We start from the raw sequence: 19,073 nt of genomic DNA on the forward strand, positions 1-19,073 counted from the left end.
CGTCTTCGCTGAGCGATCCATAGAAGGCGTATTCCAGGCTGGAGTCCGCGGCCAGGAGACCCTTTACACCGAGGTCCGAAGCCGCTTTCATCAGGGAGGCGGCCTCGGGGTTCATCACGCCCGGGCGGTAGGCCACCTCCACGAGGCGGTCGGCATCCCCGATAAGGGGACGGTTTACGCTGTAGTGCTGGAACACATCCTCGCAAAGCAGGCGGCGTGCCAGGTATTCGGCATCCTCCTCCGGGAGTCCCTCGAAACGGAATACTTTCACGGTGCGGATGTCGTGCACACCGGTGATGCCGAGGCTGCGGCGGATTTCGGCCAGGGTTTCGCGGCCATGCGCATCTCGCAGTTCGGGCTTGATGCCGACGTGTATCTCCTGAATGGCCAACTCTCTCTCCCCTCCCCGGCCCCTATTGTAACATGCCGGATGACAAGATGTGAGTGCATCAGGAAGGGGCGCGCTCCTATTTCTTGCTGCGCCGGCCCAGCCTGGATTCTGTTCCGGCGCGGAGACGGGCGATGTTACTGCGGTGTTTGTAAATGACCGTGGCGGCGATAACGCCGGCGAAAACGATATAGCCCGGGGGAAAACCGAGGGCGGCAAAAAGCACCGGGACGGCCACGGCGGCCAGAATAGAGCCCAGGGAGACATAGCGGGTCAGGGCGACCACGATCGCCCAGACGGCGGCGGCTCCGGCCGTCACCTGGGGGGAGAGCATCAAAAGGACGCCCAGGCTGGTGGCGATCATCTTCCCGCCCCGAAAACCCAGAAAGATCGACCAGCCGTGTCCCGCCAGGACGGCCAGGGCGGCCAGGAGCGGGGCTGCCGGTGGGCCGAAGGCCTGTCCGAGCCAGACGGCCAGCACACCCTTGCCCATGTCACCGGCGAGTACGATCAGGGCCGGGACGGGACCCAGGGTACGCAGGGCGTTGGTTGCGCCGATGTTGCCGCTGCCGTGGGCGGTAATGTCCACGCCGCGCAGGCGGCCCACAAGATAGCCGAAAGGCAGTGAGCCGAGGAGGTAGCTTACGGGAATGATCCAGAGCAGGTCCGTCATCTTGAGTTACCTCGCTTCCCGCCGGCGCAGGATGATGCGCACCGGGGTTCCAACGAAGCCCCAGGCGCGCCGGAGTTGGTTCTCCAGGTAGCGGCGGTAGGCGTTTGTAGCCAGTTCCGGGTCGTTAACGAACAAGACAAAGGTCGGGGGCCGGACGGCGGCCTGAGTGGCATAAAGGAGTTTCAGGCGGCGGCCGCGGTCGGATGGAGGCGGCGTGGCGAGGAAGGCATCCTGGAGCAAGCGGTTGAGTTCTGCCGTGGGTACACGGCGAGCGAACTCGTCCCGGGCGCGGTCGATGGCGGGAAAAACGCTTGACACACGCTGGCCGGTACGGGCGGACAGGAAGACGACCGGCGCGTAGCCGACAAAACCCAGCTCCCGGCGGATGGCCTCGCGGTAACGGTCCATGGTGTCGGATGATTTCTCCACCAGGTCCCACTTGTTCACGACGAGGACGATCGCCCTCCCGGCCTCCTCGGCCCATCCGGCAATGCGCTGGTCCTGGGCCGTTACCCCGTCCACGGCGTCAAGGACGAGCAGGGCGACATCAGCGCGGCTGATCGCCTTCTGCGCCCGTTGGACGCTGTAACGCTCGATGGGTTCGCTGATGCGGCTCTTGCGGCGTATACCGGCGGTGTCGATAAACACATAGCGCCGTTCCCCGCGGGCCAAAAAGGTGTCCACCGCATCACGGGTTGTGCCGGCGGCGTCGCTGACGATCACCCGTTCCTCGCCGAGGAGGGCGTTAAGCAGGGATGACTTCCCCACGTTTGGACGGCCGATGATCGCCACCGATGTCGGCTCTTCTGCTGCATCCCCCGTCCACGCCTCATCCCTGGGCAGGAGGGCGACGGCTTCGTCCAGCAGGTCCCCGACGTTCAATCCCTCACGGGCCGAAAGGGGAATCGGTTCGCCGAACCCCAGCTCGTAGAACTCGGCGGTGGGCAGAGGCTGGTCGAAGCGGTCGACCTTGTTCACGGCGACGATCACCGGTTTGGCCGCCCGGCGGAGTATTTCGGCGACTTCATGGTCCTCCGGGAGTAGACCGCTCCCCCCGTCGAGCAGGAAGAGGATCACATCGGCTTCCTCGATGGCTCTGCGTGCCTGGGCCGTTACCCGGGCGGCCATATCGTCGCCGACCGTGGCGATGCCGCCGGTGTCCACTACGGTGAAGGGGACGCCCGCCCACTCGGCTTCCCGATGAATACGGTCGCGGGTTACTCCGGGCTGTGCCTCCACCACCGCGGCGCGTCCCCCGACAATGCGGTTGAAGAGCGTGGACTTGCCGACGTTTGGGCGACCGACAATGGCCAGTATCGGCTTACGCAAGTCCTATAGCCTCCTCCCACCAAATGCTCCACATCCTAATTATATGCAATCTACCGCGTTTCTCCGAATAGTTGCAGCAGTTCCCGCGGGCTGCCCGCAAGGTGGACGGGGACGCCCAGGTCTTCTGCAATATCGGCTGCCGTGCGGTCGTCCAGAGTCAAGCCTGTTTCGTTAAACATCGCTGCCGGAAGGATGACCGGTTCCCTGCGGGATAAGCCGTCCAGCGCATGCACGACGTCCCGGGCGGTCAGGAGCCCGGCCACGGTGACCCCGGGGCCGAAGAAGGTATTTTCCACGGGGATGACGGTGAGCCGCGGGCCACCGGCTTCCCGCAGACGGTACGCGAAGTCATGTATCAGGTCAAAGGCCAGCGTGCCGGTGACGGCAACGGCCGAGGAATACCCCTGGAGCCGGAGCCTCGCGGCCAGGGCCTCCCCGGCTTCGTTGAGAAAGCAGCGGACCAGTCCGATGCCGTTTTCTAACTGGGGAAAATCTCCGTAGACGGCGGGCGCCGGCACGGGCTTTCCCGCCAGCAAGTAGAACTCATCGGCGGCGAAGACCAGGGGCGTACCGTAACGGTGCTCGAACTCTTTCTGCCTCCGCTCCACCGACGCAATAATCCCGAGGGCTTCTTCCGATGTGAACCGCCGGAGCGGAAAGAGACCTTCGCGGAACCGGGTCAGTCCCACCGGCACGATGGCGATGCTCTGCACCGCCGGGGCGAGTGTGCCCAGGTCGCGTACGGTTTGCTCCAGCGCGGGTCCGTCATTGATGCCCGGGCAAAGGACGATCTGGGTGTGAAGAGCTATGCCATGCCTTTTTAGAAAGGCCAACTGGTCGAGTATCTTCCCGGCACGGGGATGTCCCAGCATCCGGCGGCGCAGGGCCGGGTCGGTAGCATGAACCGACACATAAAGGGGGCTGAGCCTCTGGGCAGCGATGCGTGCAAGGTCGCGGGGCCCGGCGTTGGTCAGCGTGGTGAAGTTGCCTTCCCAGAAGGACAGGCGGTAATCGTCATCGTTCACATAGAGGCTGGGCCGCAAACCGGGCGGCATCTGGTCCAGGAAGCAGAAAATGCAGCGGTTGGCGCACCGTCGCAGGCGGCCGAAGGGCTCGGCGAAGGTCAGACCCAGGTCCTCATCGTAATCCTTGTCGATTTCGAGGAGCCACTCCTCCCCGTCCTGCCTGCGCACCAGGATTTCAAGGTGTTCGCCGGCCAACGCGAAACGATAGTCGATAACATCCGCAAGCGGCCGGCCGTCAACGGCGCAGATCCTGTCCCCCGCCGCAACTCCCAGTTCTTCGGCAATGCTTCCGGGTGCAACGGCGCCAACGGTCAAACCCTCGCCATGCACGCTCCTTCTCTCCCCGTCCCCTCTCTTGACTCCCTTAGCCATTATCCACCAGCACCTCGACCCCGTCAATCCCCCGGCGGTAGCGCCACAGGAGCAGCCGCCGCGCCAGGCCCGCCAGACCCTGGCTATAGAGAAGGGATGCCATGCGGAGGATGATTCCCCGGGGATGGACCCGGACGATACGACAGGCATCCGGCGGGAGACGGTGCATCTTGATATAGCTTTCCGCCAGCCTGGCGAGGAGTTCGCCGGAGGCGGGGAGCCACATGGCATAGACCTCATGTCCTCCCGCGTCCTCACCGGCGGCGAACAGGTTTTCCGGCAGGGTAAGGAACTCGGCGTTTTCCAGGGCCACCGGGCCGCCGCCGCTGTTCAGCGTAACGTGTTCCATCGCGGCCAGACCCGCCAGGGGCGTCCCGTCAATGAAGACGATCTTCAAGCGCTTTTAGTTCTCCTTTGGTACGGGCTACCAAGGCCAGGATCTCCGGGTACGCCCGGCGTGCCCCCCAGGCGATGAAAGGGCGCCCGAGTACCGTAAAGTGGAGGGCGCGGGACACAAAGCCTCCGAAACGCATTTGCCAGTTCAGGGCGTGGGTGACGTTGACCACCACCTGCTCCCCGGACTCCGGGAAAAGCCGGGCCATGGCGCCGAAGACCCTGTCCGGGGTTGAGGCGTACTTGAGGCGGCCGATCACCCAGACCTCGTGCCCCTGGGCGTCCGGTCCGTAGAACCTGGCCCTGCCGTAGTCAGCTCCTGCCCGCTTGTCAAAAAGGGGCAGGGTCTCAAGTTCATCGCGGGTCGGCGGGCGGTCGGGGCTGCAGTGGCCGGTGTGGATGGCGGCCGCCAGGACCGAGGAATGGGTGCCGCCGTAACAGTGGTAAAGAACTTTCACCGTGCCCGTTTAACGCTCACCCTCCCGGCCGCCTCCGCGCGAGCCGGTGCGCAGGCGCAGCCCGAACTCCTTGCCGAAGAACTGGCCGAACTTGGAGCGTGCCTGGGACCACCCGCCGGAGCTGATCACCAGGAAAGCACCCGCGGCGACAATGGTCAGGACGATGATCCAGGCCAGACTGCCCCAGTTACGGGTCGTGGTCGGGGCGCGCGGCGCGGTCCCGACCCCAAGTACGGTGGGGATGGCATCCGCCAGAAGAGCGACGCCCTCCTGGGCTCTTTGCCGGCTGAGGGTGTAAGTTCCGGATTCCACGAGGATGGCCGTGGGCATCAGGTCCTGGTTGTAGTTGCCCGACCCGATGAAGATCTCCTTCACGAGCCCGGGGTGGGTCTTGTTCGCGAAGGCCATCAGCCGCCGGGCAAAGTCTTTGTTGGCGTTCATGTTGGGGTTCTGACTGCCGATGACCAGACGTAGCTGGGCTGCATCCCGCCCGCTGATGGTGCGCCGGTAGAAGTCGGGGTCGGGCACTCCGTCGCGGTGCACGTCGATCAGGGCCGCCGGGCTCTGCTTCAGGAGCTGGACGGCGGTCTTCCGCGAACGCATGTAGGCCTGCGCGTCGTGCGGGTCATGCCGCGCCAGGCTATGGAGCACCGGTACGCGCCGGCCCTGCAGCGCGTTTGTGAGGCTCGCGCCGACGTGGTAGATGCCGCCGTTCCCCGGAATGGACGCCTTTCCGTCCGTGGGTATATAGGACTCGTCGCTGTGGGAGTGATAAACCGCGATACGTCCGGTGTTCGCCCCGGAATTGGCAGCCGGCACAGCGTACTGGTCAAAGTACTCATACCATGCCAGGAGGTCCCTGTCCACGCCCAGCATCTCGGCCTCGGCGATGTTGCCCCGGACCCTTGTAATCCGGTAGTGCTCCCCCCGGCTGTTGATGATTTCGTTACCGGCCTTGACGTGCCGTCCGAGTTTGGTGACGACGGCCCCCTTGTCATCCAGGACCGTGGAGTATTCCCCGGCCTTCATTTCATCAAGGCTGCGCCCCAGCCCCGGGGGTGCCCATGCCGGTGCCCAGGCCGGCAGCAGGCCGGGGGCCTTCTGGTAGGCGGTGAGGGCCATGGCGGCCACGGCGAGAAAGCCGATTAGCAGGCCGAGTTTAGCCTTGTTATTCATCTTCACGACCTCCCTTTGCCTCGGGGGTGGAAAGGGCCTCCAGCGTGGCCTGGTCCCGGCCTTCGCGCACGGGACCGCCCTGCAGGCGCTCACGGATTTCGCCGACGGTCTCGGCCAGGAGAACGGCCAGGATGCCGGAAACCACAATCACGTCAAAGGCCCCGGCGCCGCCGATGTGGACGGTTCCAGGAACGGCTGATCCGGCAAGCCGGATCCAGTGGAAGATGTCCGCCAGCAGGACGCCGAGGGTGGCGGCGACAAAAGCGCCGCGCCGCGAGCGGCCGGCGATGTAGGCGATAACAGCCGCTACGATCGGGTACAGGTAGAGAACGTCTACATAATCGTAGCGTCCCGCCGGTTCGGGCAGGCCGGTCATTACGTAACTGCCGATGACGTAGACGACCACCCCGACGGCCAGGGCTCCGAGTAAAGCGCGCGTCCGCTCCCGGGCCTCATCGGCCCGGCCCAGAAGGTAGACCGCCAGCCCCACGGGCACCAGGCCGCCGCCGACGTTGAGGGCCAGCGTATTACGGCCGACGGGAATCGGGATGTCGATGAGGCTGCCGATGACCATGGCGGCGAGGATGCCGAGCGCCGCCCGGTCGGTCAAACGCATACGGTCCAGGACACGGTGGGCCAGGCCAAGGTAAATCAACACGGAGATCAGGATCAGCAGAATAATGCCGACAGGAAGCCTACCCATAGCACCTACTCCTTCGTCCGGAAAGCGTTATTGTGGTAGGCTCCCACGTCCTGCCGCAAATATGCAACACGCACGGCAAAAGACTCTTATCGAGGGCGGTTAAAGAAAAAAGAAAAGCAGCCTCCGGGCTGCTCGCCAGAATGCCTGGTTACTTGTTCTAACTGAATTATGCCTATTCGTCCTTTTCCTTTTCGAACATCTCTCCAAAGACATCGCCGAGGGTGACCTCGCCGCGCTCCTCGTGCCCGGCGGCGGCCGGCGGCGGGCCTTCTTCGTCGCCTGCCGTGACACCGCCGGCCTCTCGCAGTGAGAGGCGGATCCGCCGGTTCTCCTGGTCCACGCTCAGGACTTTGACGTTGATTTCCTGGTCCTCCTGCACGACATCCTCGGGTTTGGCGACATGCCAGTCGGCCATGTGGGAGATGTGGACCAGCCCTTCGACGCCGGGTTCAAGTTCAACAAAGGCACCGAAGGGCACCAGGCGCACTACGCGGGCCGGGACGATGGCGCCCACCGGATAACGCTCGGCAACGGTATCCCAAGGGTTCGGCAGGACCTGTTTCAGGCTTAGGGAGACCTTCTCGTTCTCCCGGTCCACCCGCAGGACAAGGACGTCGATCTCGTCCCCGACTCTAAGGGCCTCCGAGGGGTGGTTGATCCGGTGCCAGGCGATCTCGGAGATATGGAGGAGGCCGTCAAGACCGCCAATATCGACGAAAGCCCCGAACTGGGTCAAACGTCTTACTACGCCGTGTACAACGTCACCCTCCTTGATGGTTTCCAGGGTGTGCTGACGCTTCGCGGCGTATTCCTCTTCCAGGACCTGCTTCCGGGAAAGAATTACCTTTTTGCGCCCCCGGTTAAGCTCGATAACCTTGGCCGTAATCTCCCTGCCCACGTACTGCGAAAGGTCCTCGACAAAGCCTCTCTCCACCTGCGATGCGGGGAGAAAAGCCCGTACTCCCAGATCTACAAGGAGGCCGCCTTTGACCATCTCGCGGACGACGCCGGTCACAGGCTCTTCGTTGCGGAACGCCTCATCGAGTCTTTCCCACGCCTTGACCGCATCGGCACGGTTCTTGGAGAGGATGATTCGCCCTTCATTGTCCTCGGCCTTGACCACCCAGACATCTATTTCATCCCCCACCTTGACCACTTCCTGGGGGGAGGTGACATCATAGCAGGACAACTCGCGTATTGGAATGACCCCCTCGGACTTGGCGCCGACGTCGACCATGACTTCATCCTGGCCGATGTCCACGACCGTGCCCTTCACCACATCACCGCTCCTGAGCGGACGAACCTGCATCGCCTGCATTTCGGCTTCGGGGTTCGCCATTTCTTCCATCCCACTCATCCGCCTTTCTACCTCCTCGATAATCCAGTCAGGCGTGGAAGCTCCTGCCGTCAAGCCGGCCACCCGGACGCCCCGAAACCAATCGTGATCCAGCTGATCCGCTGTTTCGATCTGATAGGTCGGAGTCCCCGTTTGCCGGCAGAGATTAGTCAACTTGCGGGTGTTGGCGCTGTCAGCCCCCCCAACCACAACCATCAACTGCACCTCGCGGGCCAGTTCCAGCACGGCCTGTTGGCGTTCGGCAACGGCATTGCAGATGGTATTGGAGACTGTGACCTCCCCCATCTTCTCCTCCAGGACCCGGACCACCGCCTCGAAGTTGTCTTGGGGCTGGGTGGTCTGGGCCACTACGCCGACCCGGGGCAACGCCGGAAGTCGACCGGCTTCCCCGGGGTTTTCCACCACTATGGCCTGGCCGCCCGTCCAGCCCACGATTCCCCGAACCTCCGGGTGTTCCTTGTCGCCGACCACAACGACCTGATAACCCTGGTTCGTAAGATCATGGGCCAGCCGCTGGGCCCGCTTCACAAACGGGCAGGTGGCGTCCACAACCTTGAAACCTAAGTTTTGGGCCTCCGCCAGCACGGTCGGGCCTACACCGTGTGAGCGGATGATGAGCGTTCCACTGGGCACGGCCCGGATATCCTCGATAACCCTGATCCCTTGTTCGGCTAAAAAGCCGACCACCTGGGGGTTATGGATCAGGGGTCCCAGGGAATAGATCGGGCCCTGCTCCTCCCTGGCCGTCTTAAGGGCCAGGTCAATCGCCCGGCGAACGCCGAAACAGAAACCAGCCTTGGCGGCCAGTTTGACCTCCACTCTACATCACCTCAAACCCTTCAAGAGGGCGCCTATGCGTTCCATAATCTCCTGGGCCACGGCTTCAAGGCGCTCCTTGGAGGGCTTCTCGCCTCCTTCCCCGGCAAAGCGCAAGGGTTCCCCGATACGGACGCGTACCTTTCCGCACAGCCCCCGCGTGCCTTGCAAGGCCACGGGAAGCACGGGCACCCCGTATTTAACGGCCAACAGGGCCGCGCCCAGGTGGGGCTTCAGGAAGGTGTCGGTCTTGCTGCGCGTGCCTTCCGGGAACACGCCCAGAACGTGCCCCTTTTCCAGTTCCTGCCGGGTTCGTTGAAGGGCCTGGCGGTCCGGACGGTGACGATGCACCGGAAAGGCTCCAAGCCATCGGAGTATGCTCGCAAAAACCGGAAAGCGAAACAACTCTGCCTTTGCCATAAAGAAGACCTGGCGGGAAAGGGCACAGCCCACCACCACCGGGTCCCAGTAGCTGACGTGATTGGCCGTTACGATTAAAGGTCCTTCGGCGGGGATGTTTTCCACCCCTCTGACCTCCCAGCGACGCAACGTGACCAGGGCGATCTTGCACAGCCACCGGGCAAACCAATAAAACATTACTTGCCCCGGACCTCCCGCACGATCATCTCTACCACCTGATCGATGGTCCGTTCGGTGGTATCGATCACGAGGGCGTCCGGTGCAGGCCTGAGCGGCGCTACCTCGCGCGTGCTGTCGATAAAGTCGCGCCGGGCGATTTCGCGCGCCAGCACGTCCAGGTCGCATTGCCGCCCGGCGGCGGCCAGTTCCCGCTGCCGGCGGCGGGCACGCTCCTCGGCGGATGCGGTTATGAAGAACTTGTGTTCGGCGTGCGGCAGAACGACGGTGCCGATGTCACGCCCTTCCATTACCACGCGGCCGGCGGCGGCCATCCGCCGCTGGAGTTCGGTCAGCCGCTCCCGGACGGCAGGTATGCGGGCCACCAGGGAGACGTGGCGCGAAACCTCCGGTTGCCGGATGGCGGTGCCGACGTCCTCACCGTCCAGAATAACAGACGGAACAGGACCGTCCCCGTTCATAATGATCCTGGCGCGTGCGGCAAGCTCCGCCACCAGATCTTCGGCGTCACACGGTATCCCTTTGCGCAGGGCTAGAAGCGTCAGGGCGCGGTACATCGCCCCGGTGTCCACGTAACGGTAGCCGATTTCCCGGGCTACCAGGCGTGCCACCGTACTCTTTCCGGCGCCCGCCGGACCGTCGATGGCCACGACATCCTTCATCCGGTGAGGCCACGCCTCCTTCGGTCGGAGCTTTACGCTTAATAATCTTCGACAGGATTATCACATTTCCTTTTTAAATACAAAAAAGCGTCAGAAACACTTCTAGAGAGAATTTTGCGCGGCAACCGTTTTCAAAAGCCCCGTAAAACCGGGGAAAGACACATCGATACAGGCTGCGTCATCAAGTGTAGTGGTGCCCCTGGCGGCAAGACCGGCGATAAGAACGGTCATGGCGATACGATGGTCACCATGGCTCCGGGCCGCGGCACCATGAAGCTGTGGCACGCCCTCGATCACCAGGCCGTCCGGGCGCTCTTCGACCCGTGCCCCGAAACGGCGCAGTTCGGCGGCGGTGGTGGCCAGGCGGTTTGATTCCTTGACCTTCAGTTCGGCGGCGCCGCGGATCACGGTGCGCCCCTTGGCCAGGGCGGCGGCCAGGGCGAGCACGGGGATCTCGTCAATCAGGCTCGGGATCAAGTCCCCGCCGATTTCCACCCCGCGCAGGCGGGCGCTGGTGACGTGAAGGTCGGCCACCGGCTCACTCGCGGCCGGGTCCCGGGGGATGACCTCAAGATTGGCGCCCATCCGCTGCAGGACCTTGATGATTCCGTCCCGTGTAGGGTTGATGCCGACTTCGCGAATGAGAATGTCGCTTTCGGGCACAAGGGTAGCGGCCACCAGCCAGAAGGCTGCCGAAGAGATATCTCCGGGCACTTTGATCTCACGCCCCGAAAGGGACGGACCCGGGCGGATGACCGTCGTCAGGCCCTCCTTTTGGATGTCGGCGCCGAAGCCGGCCAGCATGCGCTCCGTATGGTCACGGGAGGGTGCGGGCTCGGTGACCGAGGTGGTCCCGTGGGCGAACAGCCCGGCCAGCAGGATGGCCGATTTGACCTGGGCCGAGGCCACGGGCAGGGTGTGGTCGATGCCCTGAAGCCTCCCGCCGCGGATGGCTAACGGGGGAAGACGGTCGTTCTGCCGTCCGTGGATGGCGGCCCCCATTTCGGACAGCGGCCGGACAATGCGCGCCATGGGCCTCCGGCGTAGTGAGGCGTCCCCGGTAAGGACCGAGAAAAAGGGGCTGCCGGCCAGGACCCCGGCCAGCAGGCGAAAGGTGGTACCGGAATTGACGGCGTTCAGGACGTCTTCCGGCTCGACCAGCGATTCCGGTCCGTGCCCGTGAACGGTGACGCGGTTAGCTCTATCCGGCCCCTCGATGGCGACGCCAAGGGCGCGCAGGCATGCCAGGGTTGCCAGACAATCGGCACCGGGGAGAAAATTGGTGATGGTCGTATCGCCTTTGGCGAGGGCGCCGAGGATGGCCGAACGGTGGGAGATGGATTTGTCCCCGGGTACCTCGATGGTGCCGCGCAGGCCGTGGGCCTGATGGACTTCCAAGGGTTAGACTCCTCCTTGTGGCGGGCTCGGCTGACGGCCGGAATTTCCTTCGCTTCGCCGACAACTTTCTGTTAGCGGAATTAGAAGCGCGTACCTACCGCCTGCAACTCCGTTGGCTTGGGTCGATACTGTTACCGACGGGAGATCCGCATACCGTGGGGCGTAGCGCCGGTATACACGCACCGCTGCACCGCACCCGGTGTTGGCTTGCACAACGGTCGACAGTCGTCGGTCGTCAGACTCGATGAGATTCGCACGAACCGATGACCGCATTTGCCCGGCCCGTCTTCGCCTCCAGGGCTTAGTGTATCCCTGGGTAACTTAGCCTAGGGCTCTCATTTCACCCGCACCGGAATGCCGTTGCGGCTGAGGACGGCGGCCGCATGGTCGCGGTCCGCGATGCTGGCAAAGGCCAGGCGCACCGTGCCGGCCTCGCCCTCGCGTACGCGCAGGATCTCCAGGTCGCAGAGGTTGATGCCCTCGGCCGCCAAGGCGGCCGTCACGGAGGCGATGGCCCCCGGCCGGTCGGGAACGGTAACCGTCAAATCGTGCAGATCGTAAAGATACCCCTTGACCCGGGCCGGCACGGCCCGGCGGGTCGCACGCGCCGCGGCCAGCCATGCGGTCAGGGCCCCGTCGTCCCCGGCACGCAGGATGGTTTCGGCCTGCTCGATCTGGTGGCGGAAAAACCACAGCATCTGGAGAACCTTGTCCCTGTTGCTGGCGAAGATATCGCGCCACATCTCGGGGCTCGAAGCGGCGATCCGCGTGGTGTCCCGGAAGCCGCCGGCGGCCAGGGAAAGGGCCCGGTCGCCGTCCGCCATGTCTCCCACGGTATTGGCCAGGGCGGCGGCGACGATGTGCGGCAGGTGGCTGACGGCGGCCACCATCAGGTCGTGCTCGGCCGGCGCCAGTTCGATGACGCGGGAGCCGAGCCGGGCGGCCATTCGGCGCAGGCACTCAAGTGCCTGCGGCAAGGTGCGCGGTGTCGGCGTCAGAACCCAGAAAGCACCCTCAAACAGGTAGCGGTCGGCGTGCCGCACCCCCGCCGTCTCGGCTCCGGCCATAGGGTGCCCGCCGACGAAAGCGCAGGCCGAAGGGATCACGGTCTCGGCCCTGGCGACGATCTGTTCTTTGGTGCTGCCGACGTCGGTCACCGTAGCCCCCGGGGCCAGGTGGGATGCGATCCGCTCCAGGGTGGGAAGAATCGCCCCAACCGGGGTGGCTAGGACGATGAGGTCGGCTCCGCGAACCCCGGCGGCAGGGTCGGTGGTGTATTCCGTCACGGCCTGCAGGGTGAGGGCCAGCCGCAGGTTCTCTTCGCTGCGGCCGATACCGACCACCGAGCGGGCCAGACGGCGGTCCAGTAGAGCCATGCCCAGTGAGCCGCCGATAAGGCCGACCCCGATGATCGCGACTCGCTCAAACATCGTCAGGCGCTCGGCGGCTGGGCCGGCGGTACCTTGCGCCCCAGGGCCTCGGCCACCCGGCGCACCTCTTGCATCATGGCGGCGAAGTTTTCCGGCGTAAGGGACTGGGCGCCGTCACACAGGGCCTCGGCCGGGTTGGGATGGACCTCGACGAGCAGACCGTCCGCGCCGGCGGCCACGGCGGCCCGGGCCATGGGGATGACGTACTTCCACTTGCCTATCCCATGGCTCGGGTCGACGATTACGGGCAGGTGCGACAGGTTTTTCACCACGGGAATGGCGGTAAGGTCAAGGGTGTTGCGGGTGTACGTCTCAAAGGTGCGGATGCCCCGCTCGCAAAGGATGACGTTCTCGTTGCCGGAGGCCAGGATGTACTCGGCCGCCATAAGCCACTCCTCGATCGTCGCCGACAGACCTCGCTTTAAGAGCACCGGCTTGGGGATGTCACCGAGTTCGCGCAGCAGGTTGAAGTTCTGCATGTTCCGCGTGCCGATCTGGATGATGTCGGCGTACTGTGCCACCGCATCCAGCGTACGGATGTCCATAACCTCGGTGATGATCTTCAAGCCGTAACGCTCACGAGCCTCGGCGAGGATTTTCAGACCCTCCTCGCCCAGTCCCTGGAAGGAATAGGGCGAAGTCCGAGGCTTGTAGGCCCCGCCGCGAAGGATGGTCGCTCCCGCCGCCCGTACGTAGGAGGCGGCGGTCAGGAGTTGCTTCCGGCTTTCGACCGCACAGGGGCCGGCCATAACCTGGACCGTTTTCCCGCCGATCTCGATGTCACCGACACGAATCACCGTTCCTCCCTCTTTCATAATGCGGCTGGCCAACTTATAGGGTTGAAGGATCGGCACCACGCCGTCAACACCCGGGAGGGCCTCAAGGGCGATCTCCGAAAGGCGGGTCTTGTCCCCGATAGCGCCGATGATGGTCCGCTCGACGCCTCTCGACAGATGAATACGGAAACCGGCCGCCTCCAGGTGGTGTACGACGTTCTCAATTTGCGCGTCAGTGGCGCCATGACTCATAATGATGACCATAATCAAAAATCCTCCTCGAGCACGGCCTCCAGGGCCGAGATAAAAGCGTTGTTTTCCTCCTGGGTACCGATGGTCACCCGTAGCATCGTCGGGTAGCCGAAACCGCCGCGGATGATCACCCCGCGCCTGAGCAGGCGCTGAAAGACTTCCCGTTCATTCCGCCCGGCGTCAAAGAGAATGAAGTTGGCTTCGGTCGGGACATAGGGCAAGTCCAGATGCTCGAAGGCCCGGTACAATTGTGCCTTCCCCCGCCGGTTATTCTCGCGGGTACGCTCCACGAACTTCTGGTCCTCTAAAGCGGCGAGCGCCGCCTCCTGTGCCAGGGCGTTGACGTTAAAGGGTTCACGTACGCGGTTCAGGTAGGCGATGAGGTCCGGGTCGCCGACCGCGTATCCGATGCGGAGACCGGCCAGCCCGTAGACCTTGGAGAAGGTACGCAGGACCAGCACGTTGTGACCGGCCCGCAGGTAGTCCAGGCCGTCGGGGTAGCGTTGATCTTCCACATACTCGAAATAGGCCTCGTCAAAAATAACCAGCGTTTCCCGGGGGACACGTTCCAGAAAACGGTCGACATCCTTCCGGGTGTTGATCGTCCCGGTGGGGTTGTTCGGGTTGCAGATATAGACGAGCTTGGTCCGCGGGCCAAGATGCACAGCCATGGACTCCAGGTCGAGCCGGAAATCACCGGTCAGGGCGACCTCCACAGGCCTGGCGTTCATAAGACGCGCCAGCGGCTGGTACCGCGGGAAGCTTGGAACAGGCATAACGGCTTCGTCGCCGGGGTTAAGGACCGCCAGGGAGACCATCTGGACGATCTCATTCGAGCCGTTGCCCAGGATAACGGCCTCCGGGTCCACCCCGTGGAAACGGGCCAGGGCGTGGCGCAGGCGATGGGCGCTTCCATCCGGGTAGAGGGCGATCCCCCCTGCGGCGCGGGTCACGGCCTCAACGGCCCGGGGCGAGGGCCCCAGAGGGTTTTCGTTCGAAGCCAGTTTGATCACCCGTTGAAGTCCCAGTTCGCGCTGGACTTCTTCGATCGGCTTACCGGGCCGGTAGATGGCCAGGTTCCCGATGTTTTCCCGGACAAGGCTGCCGGTCACCTTGCGTTCCCCCTCTCTGGAGAATAAAAACACTCCAACCCAGGAGTGTCGTCGCGGCCTCCCTTTTTCCCGCAGCCGATAATGTTTGGGAAACATACTAACATGCGCCCATTTACGGCGCAACTATTTTTTGGACGGGGGACTTGGTGCCCGGACTAGAGAGCCGAATCCTGCTGTACGAAGCGGAGACCCGGGAACTGCTCCTGCGTCAGTACGCGGGCCACCCAGCGGTTGGTGGTCAGGGTGGCCAGGGCATACGGTTGTTTAAGGCCTCTCATTTCGGGGCCGGTCAGGACTTTGAGGTTGGGGAATGTGGGGTAGCCGGGCGGCGTATCGATCACCACACCCACCTCGCCCGTATTCAGTTCTACGATGGTTCCGGTGGGATAAGCGGCGACATTGGCGAGAAAGGCTTGCAGCAGGTCGAAGTGGAACCAGTAGTTTCCGGCGGCCGCCAGCATTTCATAGGCCTCGTGCACCGGCTGGGCCGGCCGGTAAATGCGGTCGGCGGTCAGAGCGTCAAAGATATCGGCGATACCCACGATCTGGGCCTCCAGGCCGAGGTCCGCCCCCTTTAAGCCCAAAGGGTACCCCCCGCCGTCGAACCGTTCGTGATGGGCGTAGGCGATGGCTGCGACATCGGGGTCGAAGGCTAGAAGGTCACGCCCGTAAACCGGATGTTTCTTAATGATTTCAAATTCCTCGCGGGTCAGCTTCCCCGGCTTGTACAGGACATCGTCGGGGATCTGGATTTTGCCGATATCGTGCATCAGGGCGCCCACGCCGAGGGTGTACAGCCGTGTGCGGTCAAGCCCCAACCTGATACCGGTGATCAGGGCCAGCACGCAGACGTTCACCGAGTGGTGGTAGAGGTATTCGTCCTCGGTGCGGATATCGGCCAGGTTGACCATCGCCGATGGGTTATCCGTCAACTGCTCGATCATCTCGTTGACGGTCTCGTTCAGCGCCGGGGGAATGGTGACAAGTTTCGTCTGGGAGGCGAGTGCCTCCAGCATCACCTGGCGCACTTGTTCGATGGCCCGGGTTCTTGTCGCCGGCATGATGACGTCCGGTACCGAACTGTAGTCCACCGGGCCCTCGTCGATGTAGATCCAGGAGAACCCCAACTCTAGCAGCCGGGTGATATATCCCGCCGTGATCTTTACCCCGGCCTTGAGGTAAATCTCGTTATTGGGGCCGAGGACGGCCATCCCCACGCGCATCCCCGGAACCAGGTCCTTAACCTTGACGCGGCGCAACTTCCTTACCCCCCTAAACCGGGCTCCAAATAAGACGGGGCCCGGCTCTCAGGGCATCAGGAGGTCGGGGCGCAGCCGGGCGGCCTCGCGCAGGTAGAGATGTTTCATCTCTCCCTGTTTCTTGTCGGTATTAACGTGCATCAAGACGCGGATGCAGCGGCTGATGGCCGTCGGGTGGGCGATCTCGGTCGCTCCGAGAAGGGGCACCTGGTGCCATCCAAGTTGCCGCGCCGCCAGAGCGGGGAACTCGGCATTGAGATCGGGGGTCATAGTGAGAAAAATGCTGGCGATGTCATCCACGGCGATTTGGTTGGCATCCACCAGGGCCGTCAACAGTTCCCTTGTGGCGTCCAGGATTTCCTCGGCGGCGTTGTGTTCTACGGTAATTGCCCCGCGAATGCCACGGACCACGGACAAGGCCGGCCCTCCCTAACGGTTATACTTGTGCTCCAGCCACTCGCGCAACCCGCGCGCTTCCTCGTTGACCTTGAAGAGCAGGCGTTCCACTTCAAAACGGGACAGGACGATGCCCGCAGGCTCCAGGATCTCGATACGGCGGAACTCCTCGCGGATGACGAAGCGAATCAGGTCCTCGAGGCCGGCGGCGACGACTGTCAACTCCACGGGGGCGAAGGCGACTTCGTTATTGGCCTTTTCATCGAAGATGGTGTAAATCTCCCCCGCCAGGTTAATGTCCTCGATTTGCACTCCCTGGACCGGCACATTGCGAAAAAGGGCGACCTGTTGTTCGCGAACCTCTTCAGCGACCTTCTCAGTGGGCTTGCCGCCAAAGAGGCGGCCGGGACGGGAAACACCTTTAAAGTCAAGTCGGATCTTGACACGAAGGTCTGCTTCCACCTGTTCACCACCGGACTGGTACTTTATCACCAATTAAATCCCCTTCTCCCTTAAGGAGCTTGAATTGCTTACTTATTCTTCTCCCGGTTTAAAAATCCTGCTCCTTTCCGATGATTGGGCGAGCCGGTGCAAGCGGCGCACCTCGGCTGCCGTCAGATGGCGGTACTTCCCCGGCGACAGGCCCCGGGGTTCCAGGAAGGCGAAACGGATGCGCCTCAGGCGACGCACGGGATGGCCCACGGCGGCGCACATGCGTCGGACCTGGCGGTTCCTGCCCTCGTGGATGGTCAACTCGATCAGTGCCGGCGGCCCGGGCCGCCGCAGGAGGATACGGGCTGGAGCGGTCATGCCGTCCTCAAGGGGCACGCCCGAAGCCAGGCGGGCCAGGTCCTCCGCGTCGGGCCGGCCTTCGACCTCGGCGAGGTAGGTTTTGGGGACGTGGAAACGGGGGTGGGTCAGGCGGTAGGCCAGTTCGCCGTCATTGGTAAGGAGAAGCAGGCCCTCGGTGTCGTAGTCCAGCCGTCCGACGGGATAAAGCCGCCGTGGGATGTCCCGTACCAGGTCGGTCACCTTGGGGCGCCCCCGGGGGTCGTCCGCCGTGCTGACGTATCCGGCGGGTTTGTATAGAAGGATGTAAACGGGCTTCTCGGCTTGTACCCTGCGCCCGTGCACCTCGATGACGTCGCGGTCCGGATCCACGCTGGTTCCCAGCGCGGTCACCGTCCGCCCGTTCACCCGGACCGCTCCCGCCAGGATCAACTCTTCGCACCGGCGGCGGGAAGCTACGCCCGCGTGGGCCAGGACCTTCTGCAGACGCTCGAGAGACAAGAGGGTTCGTCCACCGTCCTTAGAGGGGTACTTACACCTTAATAGTATCTTGCCTACCCGCCCTTGAAAATATGGTTCACGATATATACGGAGGCGATGAACGTGGTGAAATCGGCCAATAACCCCGATACGACCGCGTAGCGGTACTTCTTGATGCCCACCGACCCGAAGTACAGGGTTAGGACGTAAAAGGTGGTGTCGGAGGAGCCCTGCATGGTCGATACCAGAAAACCGATGAGGCTGTCGGGGCCGTGTTCCTTGATTAATTCGGTGGCGACTCCCAGCGCCGCCCCTCCCGAAAGGGGGCGCAGCAAGGCGTGCGGCAGGACCTCCGCCGGAGCGCCCAGGGCGGATAGAACGGGGGTCAGGGCGCGGGCGGTGGCGTCCATGGCTCCCGAGGCCCGGAAGATGCTGATGGCGACCACCATGGCCACGAGGAAGGGGATCAGCTTCACCGCCAGTCCGAAGCCCTGCTCGGCCCCCTCCACGAAGGTCTCGAAGACCGGTACCCGCCTTATCACACCGGCCAGCAGGACGATCACCAGGAAAGCGGGGATCGCCCAGCGGGAGATTTCACCTACCAGAACTAGCATGGCCCGCCTCCCCGGCGGCGGTATAGGCGGCGCAGCAGAACGTCGGCAAGGACCGCCACCGTCATGCCGCAGGCCGTGGCGAAGATAGTTGTTCCAACCACCGCCGTAGGATCGGCCGACCGGTACATGATACGGATGCCGATGATCGTGGCCGGAATTAGAGTGATGCAGGCGGTGTTCATGGCGAGGAAGGTGCACATGGCTTCGGAGGCGGTATCCGGGCGGGGATTAAGCCGCTGCATCTCCCGCATGGCGATAAGGCCCATCGGTGTGGCGGCGTTGCTCAGGCCGAGAACATTGGCGGAGAGGTTCATCACGATGGCCCCGAAGGCCGGATGGTTGCGCGGGATGCTGGGAAAAAGCAGGCGGATAAAGGGCTGGACAATCATTGAAAGGGCCCGGACCAGGCCCGCAGCCTCGGCGACCTTCATTACGCCGCACCAAAAGGCCAGGATCCCGATTAGACCGAGGGCCGTGGATACGGCGGTCTGCGCCCCGTTCAGGGCGGCGGTGGTGACCGTTTCGATGCGCCCGTTGGCCGCGGCCGCAACAATACCGAACAGAATTAGGGCGAGCCAGACAACGTTGACCAAGACACGATCCCCCTTGTCCTTGTCC

At 63.6% G+C, this 19,073-nt stretch carries 21 protein-coding genes; all 21 read right to left on the reverse strand.

Going from position 1 to position 19,073, the window contains the following annotated elements; all coding sequences use genetic code 11:
* Nucleotides 1-391: phosphoribosylformylglycinamidine synthase subunit PurS (locus QMC81_02250; GenBank protein ID MDI6906297.1), on the reverse strand; the 391-nt coding region annotated here is incomplete at its 3' end.
* 76 nt (nt 392-467) lie between these two features.
* Nucleotides 468-1,061 (reverse strand): glycerol-3-phosphate 1-O-acyltransferase PlsY, encoded by a 594-nt coding sequence (gene plsY, locus QMC81_02255; GenBank protein MDI6906298.1) that lies wholly within the window; start codon nt 1,059-1,061, stop codon nt 468-470.
* Between the two features lie 6 nt (nt 1,062-1,067).
* Nucleotides 1,068-2,390, reverse strand: coding sequence for a ribosome biogenesis GTPase Der (der, locus tag QMC81_02260; GenBank protein ID MDI6906299.1), 1,323 nt, complete (start codon nt 2,388-2,390; stop codon nt 1,068-1,070).
* Nucleotides 2,391-2,440: 50 nt separating this feature from the next.
* Nucleotides 2,441-3,787: a DUF512 domain-containing protein gene (locus QMC81_02265; protein MDI6906300.1), complete on the reverse strand. Its 1,347-nt coding sequence runs from the start codon at nt 3,785-3,787 to the stop codon at nt 2,441-2,443.
* Nucleotides 3,780-4,184 carry a hypothetical protein gene (locus QMC81_02270; protein MDI6906301.1) on the reverse strand — a complete coding sequence of 135 codons (405 nt, stop codon included), beginning with the start codon at nt 4,182-4,184 and terminating at the stop codon, nt 3,780-3,782. The genes QMC81_02265 and QMC81_02270 overlap by 8 nt, the downstream gene beginning before the upstream one ends.
* Entirely contained in the window at nt 4,165-4,638 is a 474-nt protein-coding gene (locus QMC81_02275) for a DUF3189 family protein (GenBank protein ID MDI6906302.1), read from the reverse strand. Before QMC81_02275 ends, QMC81_02270 begins: the two co-directional genes overlap by 20 nt.
* A 9-nt stretch (nt 4,639-4,647) precedes the next feature.
* Entirely contained in the window at nt 4,648-5,814 is a 1,167-nt protein-coding gene (locus QMC81_02280; GenBank protein ID MDI6906303.1) for a stage II sporulation protein P, read from the reverse strand.
* Nucleotides 5,807-6,517 carry a DUF1614 domain-containing protein gene (locus tag QMC81_02285; GenBank protein ID MDI6906304.1) on the reverse strand — a complete coding sequence of 237 codons (711 nt, stop codon included), beginning with the start codon at nt 6,515-6,517 and terminating at the stop codon, nt 5,807-5,809. Before QMC81_02285 ends, QMC81_02280 begins: the two co-directional genes overlap by 8 nt.
* A gap of 172 nt (nt 6,518-6,689) precedes the next feature.
* Nucleotides 6,690-8,693: a bifunctional 4-hydroxy-3-methylbut-2-enyl diphosphate reductase/30S ribosomal protein S1 gene (locus QMC81_02290; GenBank protein ID MDI6906305.1), complete on the reverse strand. Its 2,004-nt coding sequence runs from the start codon at nt 8,691-8,693 to the stop codon at nt 6,690-6,692.
* 6 nt (nt 8,694-8,699) lie between these two features.
* Entirely contained in the window at nt 8,700-9,287 is a 588-nt protein-coding gene (locus QMC81_02295; GenBank protein MDI6906306.1) for a lysophospholipid acyltransferase family protein, read from the reverse strand.
* Nucleotides 9,287-9,949 carry a (d)CMP kinase gene (gene cmk / locus QMC81_02300; protein ID MDI6906307.1) on the reverse strand — a complete coding sequence of 221 codons (663 nt, stop codon included), beginning with the start codon at nt 9,947-9,949 and terminating at the stop codon, nt 9,287-9,289. Before cmk ends, QMC81_02295 begins: the two co-directional genes overlap by 1 nt.
* 102 nt (nt 9,950-10,051) lie before the next feature.
* The gene (aroA, locus tag QMC81_02305) at nt 10,052-11,347 is read right to left on the reverse strand and encodes a 3-phosphoshikimate 1-carboxyvinyltransferase (GenBank protein ID MDI6906308.1); all 1,296 of its coding nucleotides are present in this window, start codon (nt 11,345-11,347) and stop codon (nt 10,052-10,054) included.
* Nucleotides 11,348-11,682: 335 nt separating this feature from the next.
* Nucleotides 11,683-12,777, reverse strand: a complete 1,095-nt coding sequence (locus QMC81_02310) for a prephenate dehydrogenase (GenBank protein ID MDI6906309.1) — start codon at nt 12,775-12,777, stop codon at nt 11,683-11,685.
* Between the two features lie 2 nt (nt 12,778-12,779).
* On the reverse strand, nt 12,780-13,817 hold the full coding sequence (gene aroF, locus QMC81_02315) for a 3-deoxy-7-phosphoheptulonate synthase (GenBank protein MDI6906310.1): 1,038 nt from the start codon (nt 13,815-13,817) through the stop codon (nt 12,780-12,782).
* A gap of 2 nt (nt 13,818-13,819) precedes the next feature.
* Nucleotides 13,820-14,917 carry a histidinol-phosphate transaminase gene (gene hisC, locus QMC81_02320; GenBank protein ID MDI6906311.1) on the reverse strand — a complete coding sequence of 366 codons (1,098 nt, stop codon included), beginning with the start codon at nt 14,915-14,917 and terminating at the stop codon, nt 13,820-13,822.
* Between the two features lie 155 nt (nt 14,918-15,072).
* Nucleotides 15,073-16,176, reverse strand: coding sequence for an HD-GYP domain-containing protein (locus tag QMC81_02325; GenBank protein MDI6906312.1), 1,104 nt, complete (start codon nt 16,174-16,176; stop codon nt 15,073-15,075).
* Between the two features lie 48 nt (nt 16,177-16,224).
* A complete protein-coding gene (aroH, locus tag QMC81_02330) occupies nt 16,225-16,587 on the reverse strand; it encodes a chorismate mutase (protein ID MDI6906313.1) in 363 nt (120 codons plus the stop codon).
* Nucleotides 16,588-16,605: 18 nt separating this feature from the next.
* A complete protein-coding gene (locus QMC81_02335; protein ID MDI6906314.1) occupies nt 16,606-17,064 on the reverse strand; it encodes a hypothetical protein in 459 nt (152 codons plus the stop codon).
* A 42-nt stretch (nt 17,065-17,106) separates the two neighbouring features.
* Nucleotides 17,107-17,862, reverse strand: coding sequence for a pseudouridine synthase (locus QMC81_02340; protein MDI6906315.1), 756 nt, complete (start codon nt 17,860-17,862; stop codon nt 17,107-17,109).
* Between the two features lie 53 nt (nt 17,863-17,915).
* Nucleotides 17,916-18,446: a spore maturation protein gene (locus QMC81_02345; protein MDI6906316.1), complete on the reverse strand. Its 531-nt coding sequence runs from the start codon at nt 18,444-18,446 to the stop codon at nt 17,916-17,918.
* Nucleotides 18,447-18,448: 2 nt separating this feature from the next.
* On the reverse strand, nt 18,449-19,048 hold the full coding sequence (locus QMC81_02350) for a nucleoside recognition domain-containing protein (protein MDI6906317.1): 600 nt from the start codon (nt 19,046-19,048) through the stop codon (nt 18,449-18,451).
* Nucleotides 19,049-19,073 lie beyond the last annotated feature (25 nt).

The sequence above is a fragment of the Thermoanaerobacterales bacterium genome, assembly GCA_030019475.1.
In the GTDB taxonomy this organism is placed as follows: Bacteria; Bacillota; Desulfotomaculia; order Desulfotomaculales; family JASEER01; genus JASEER01.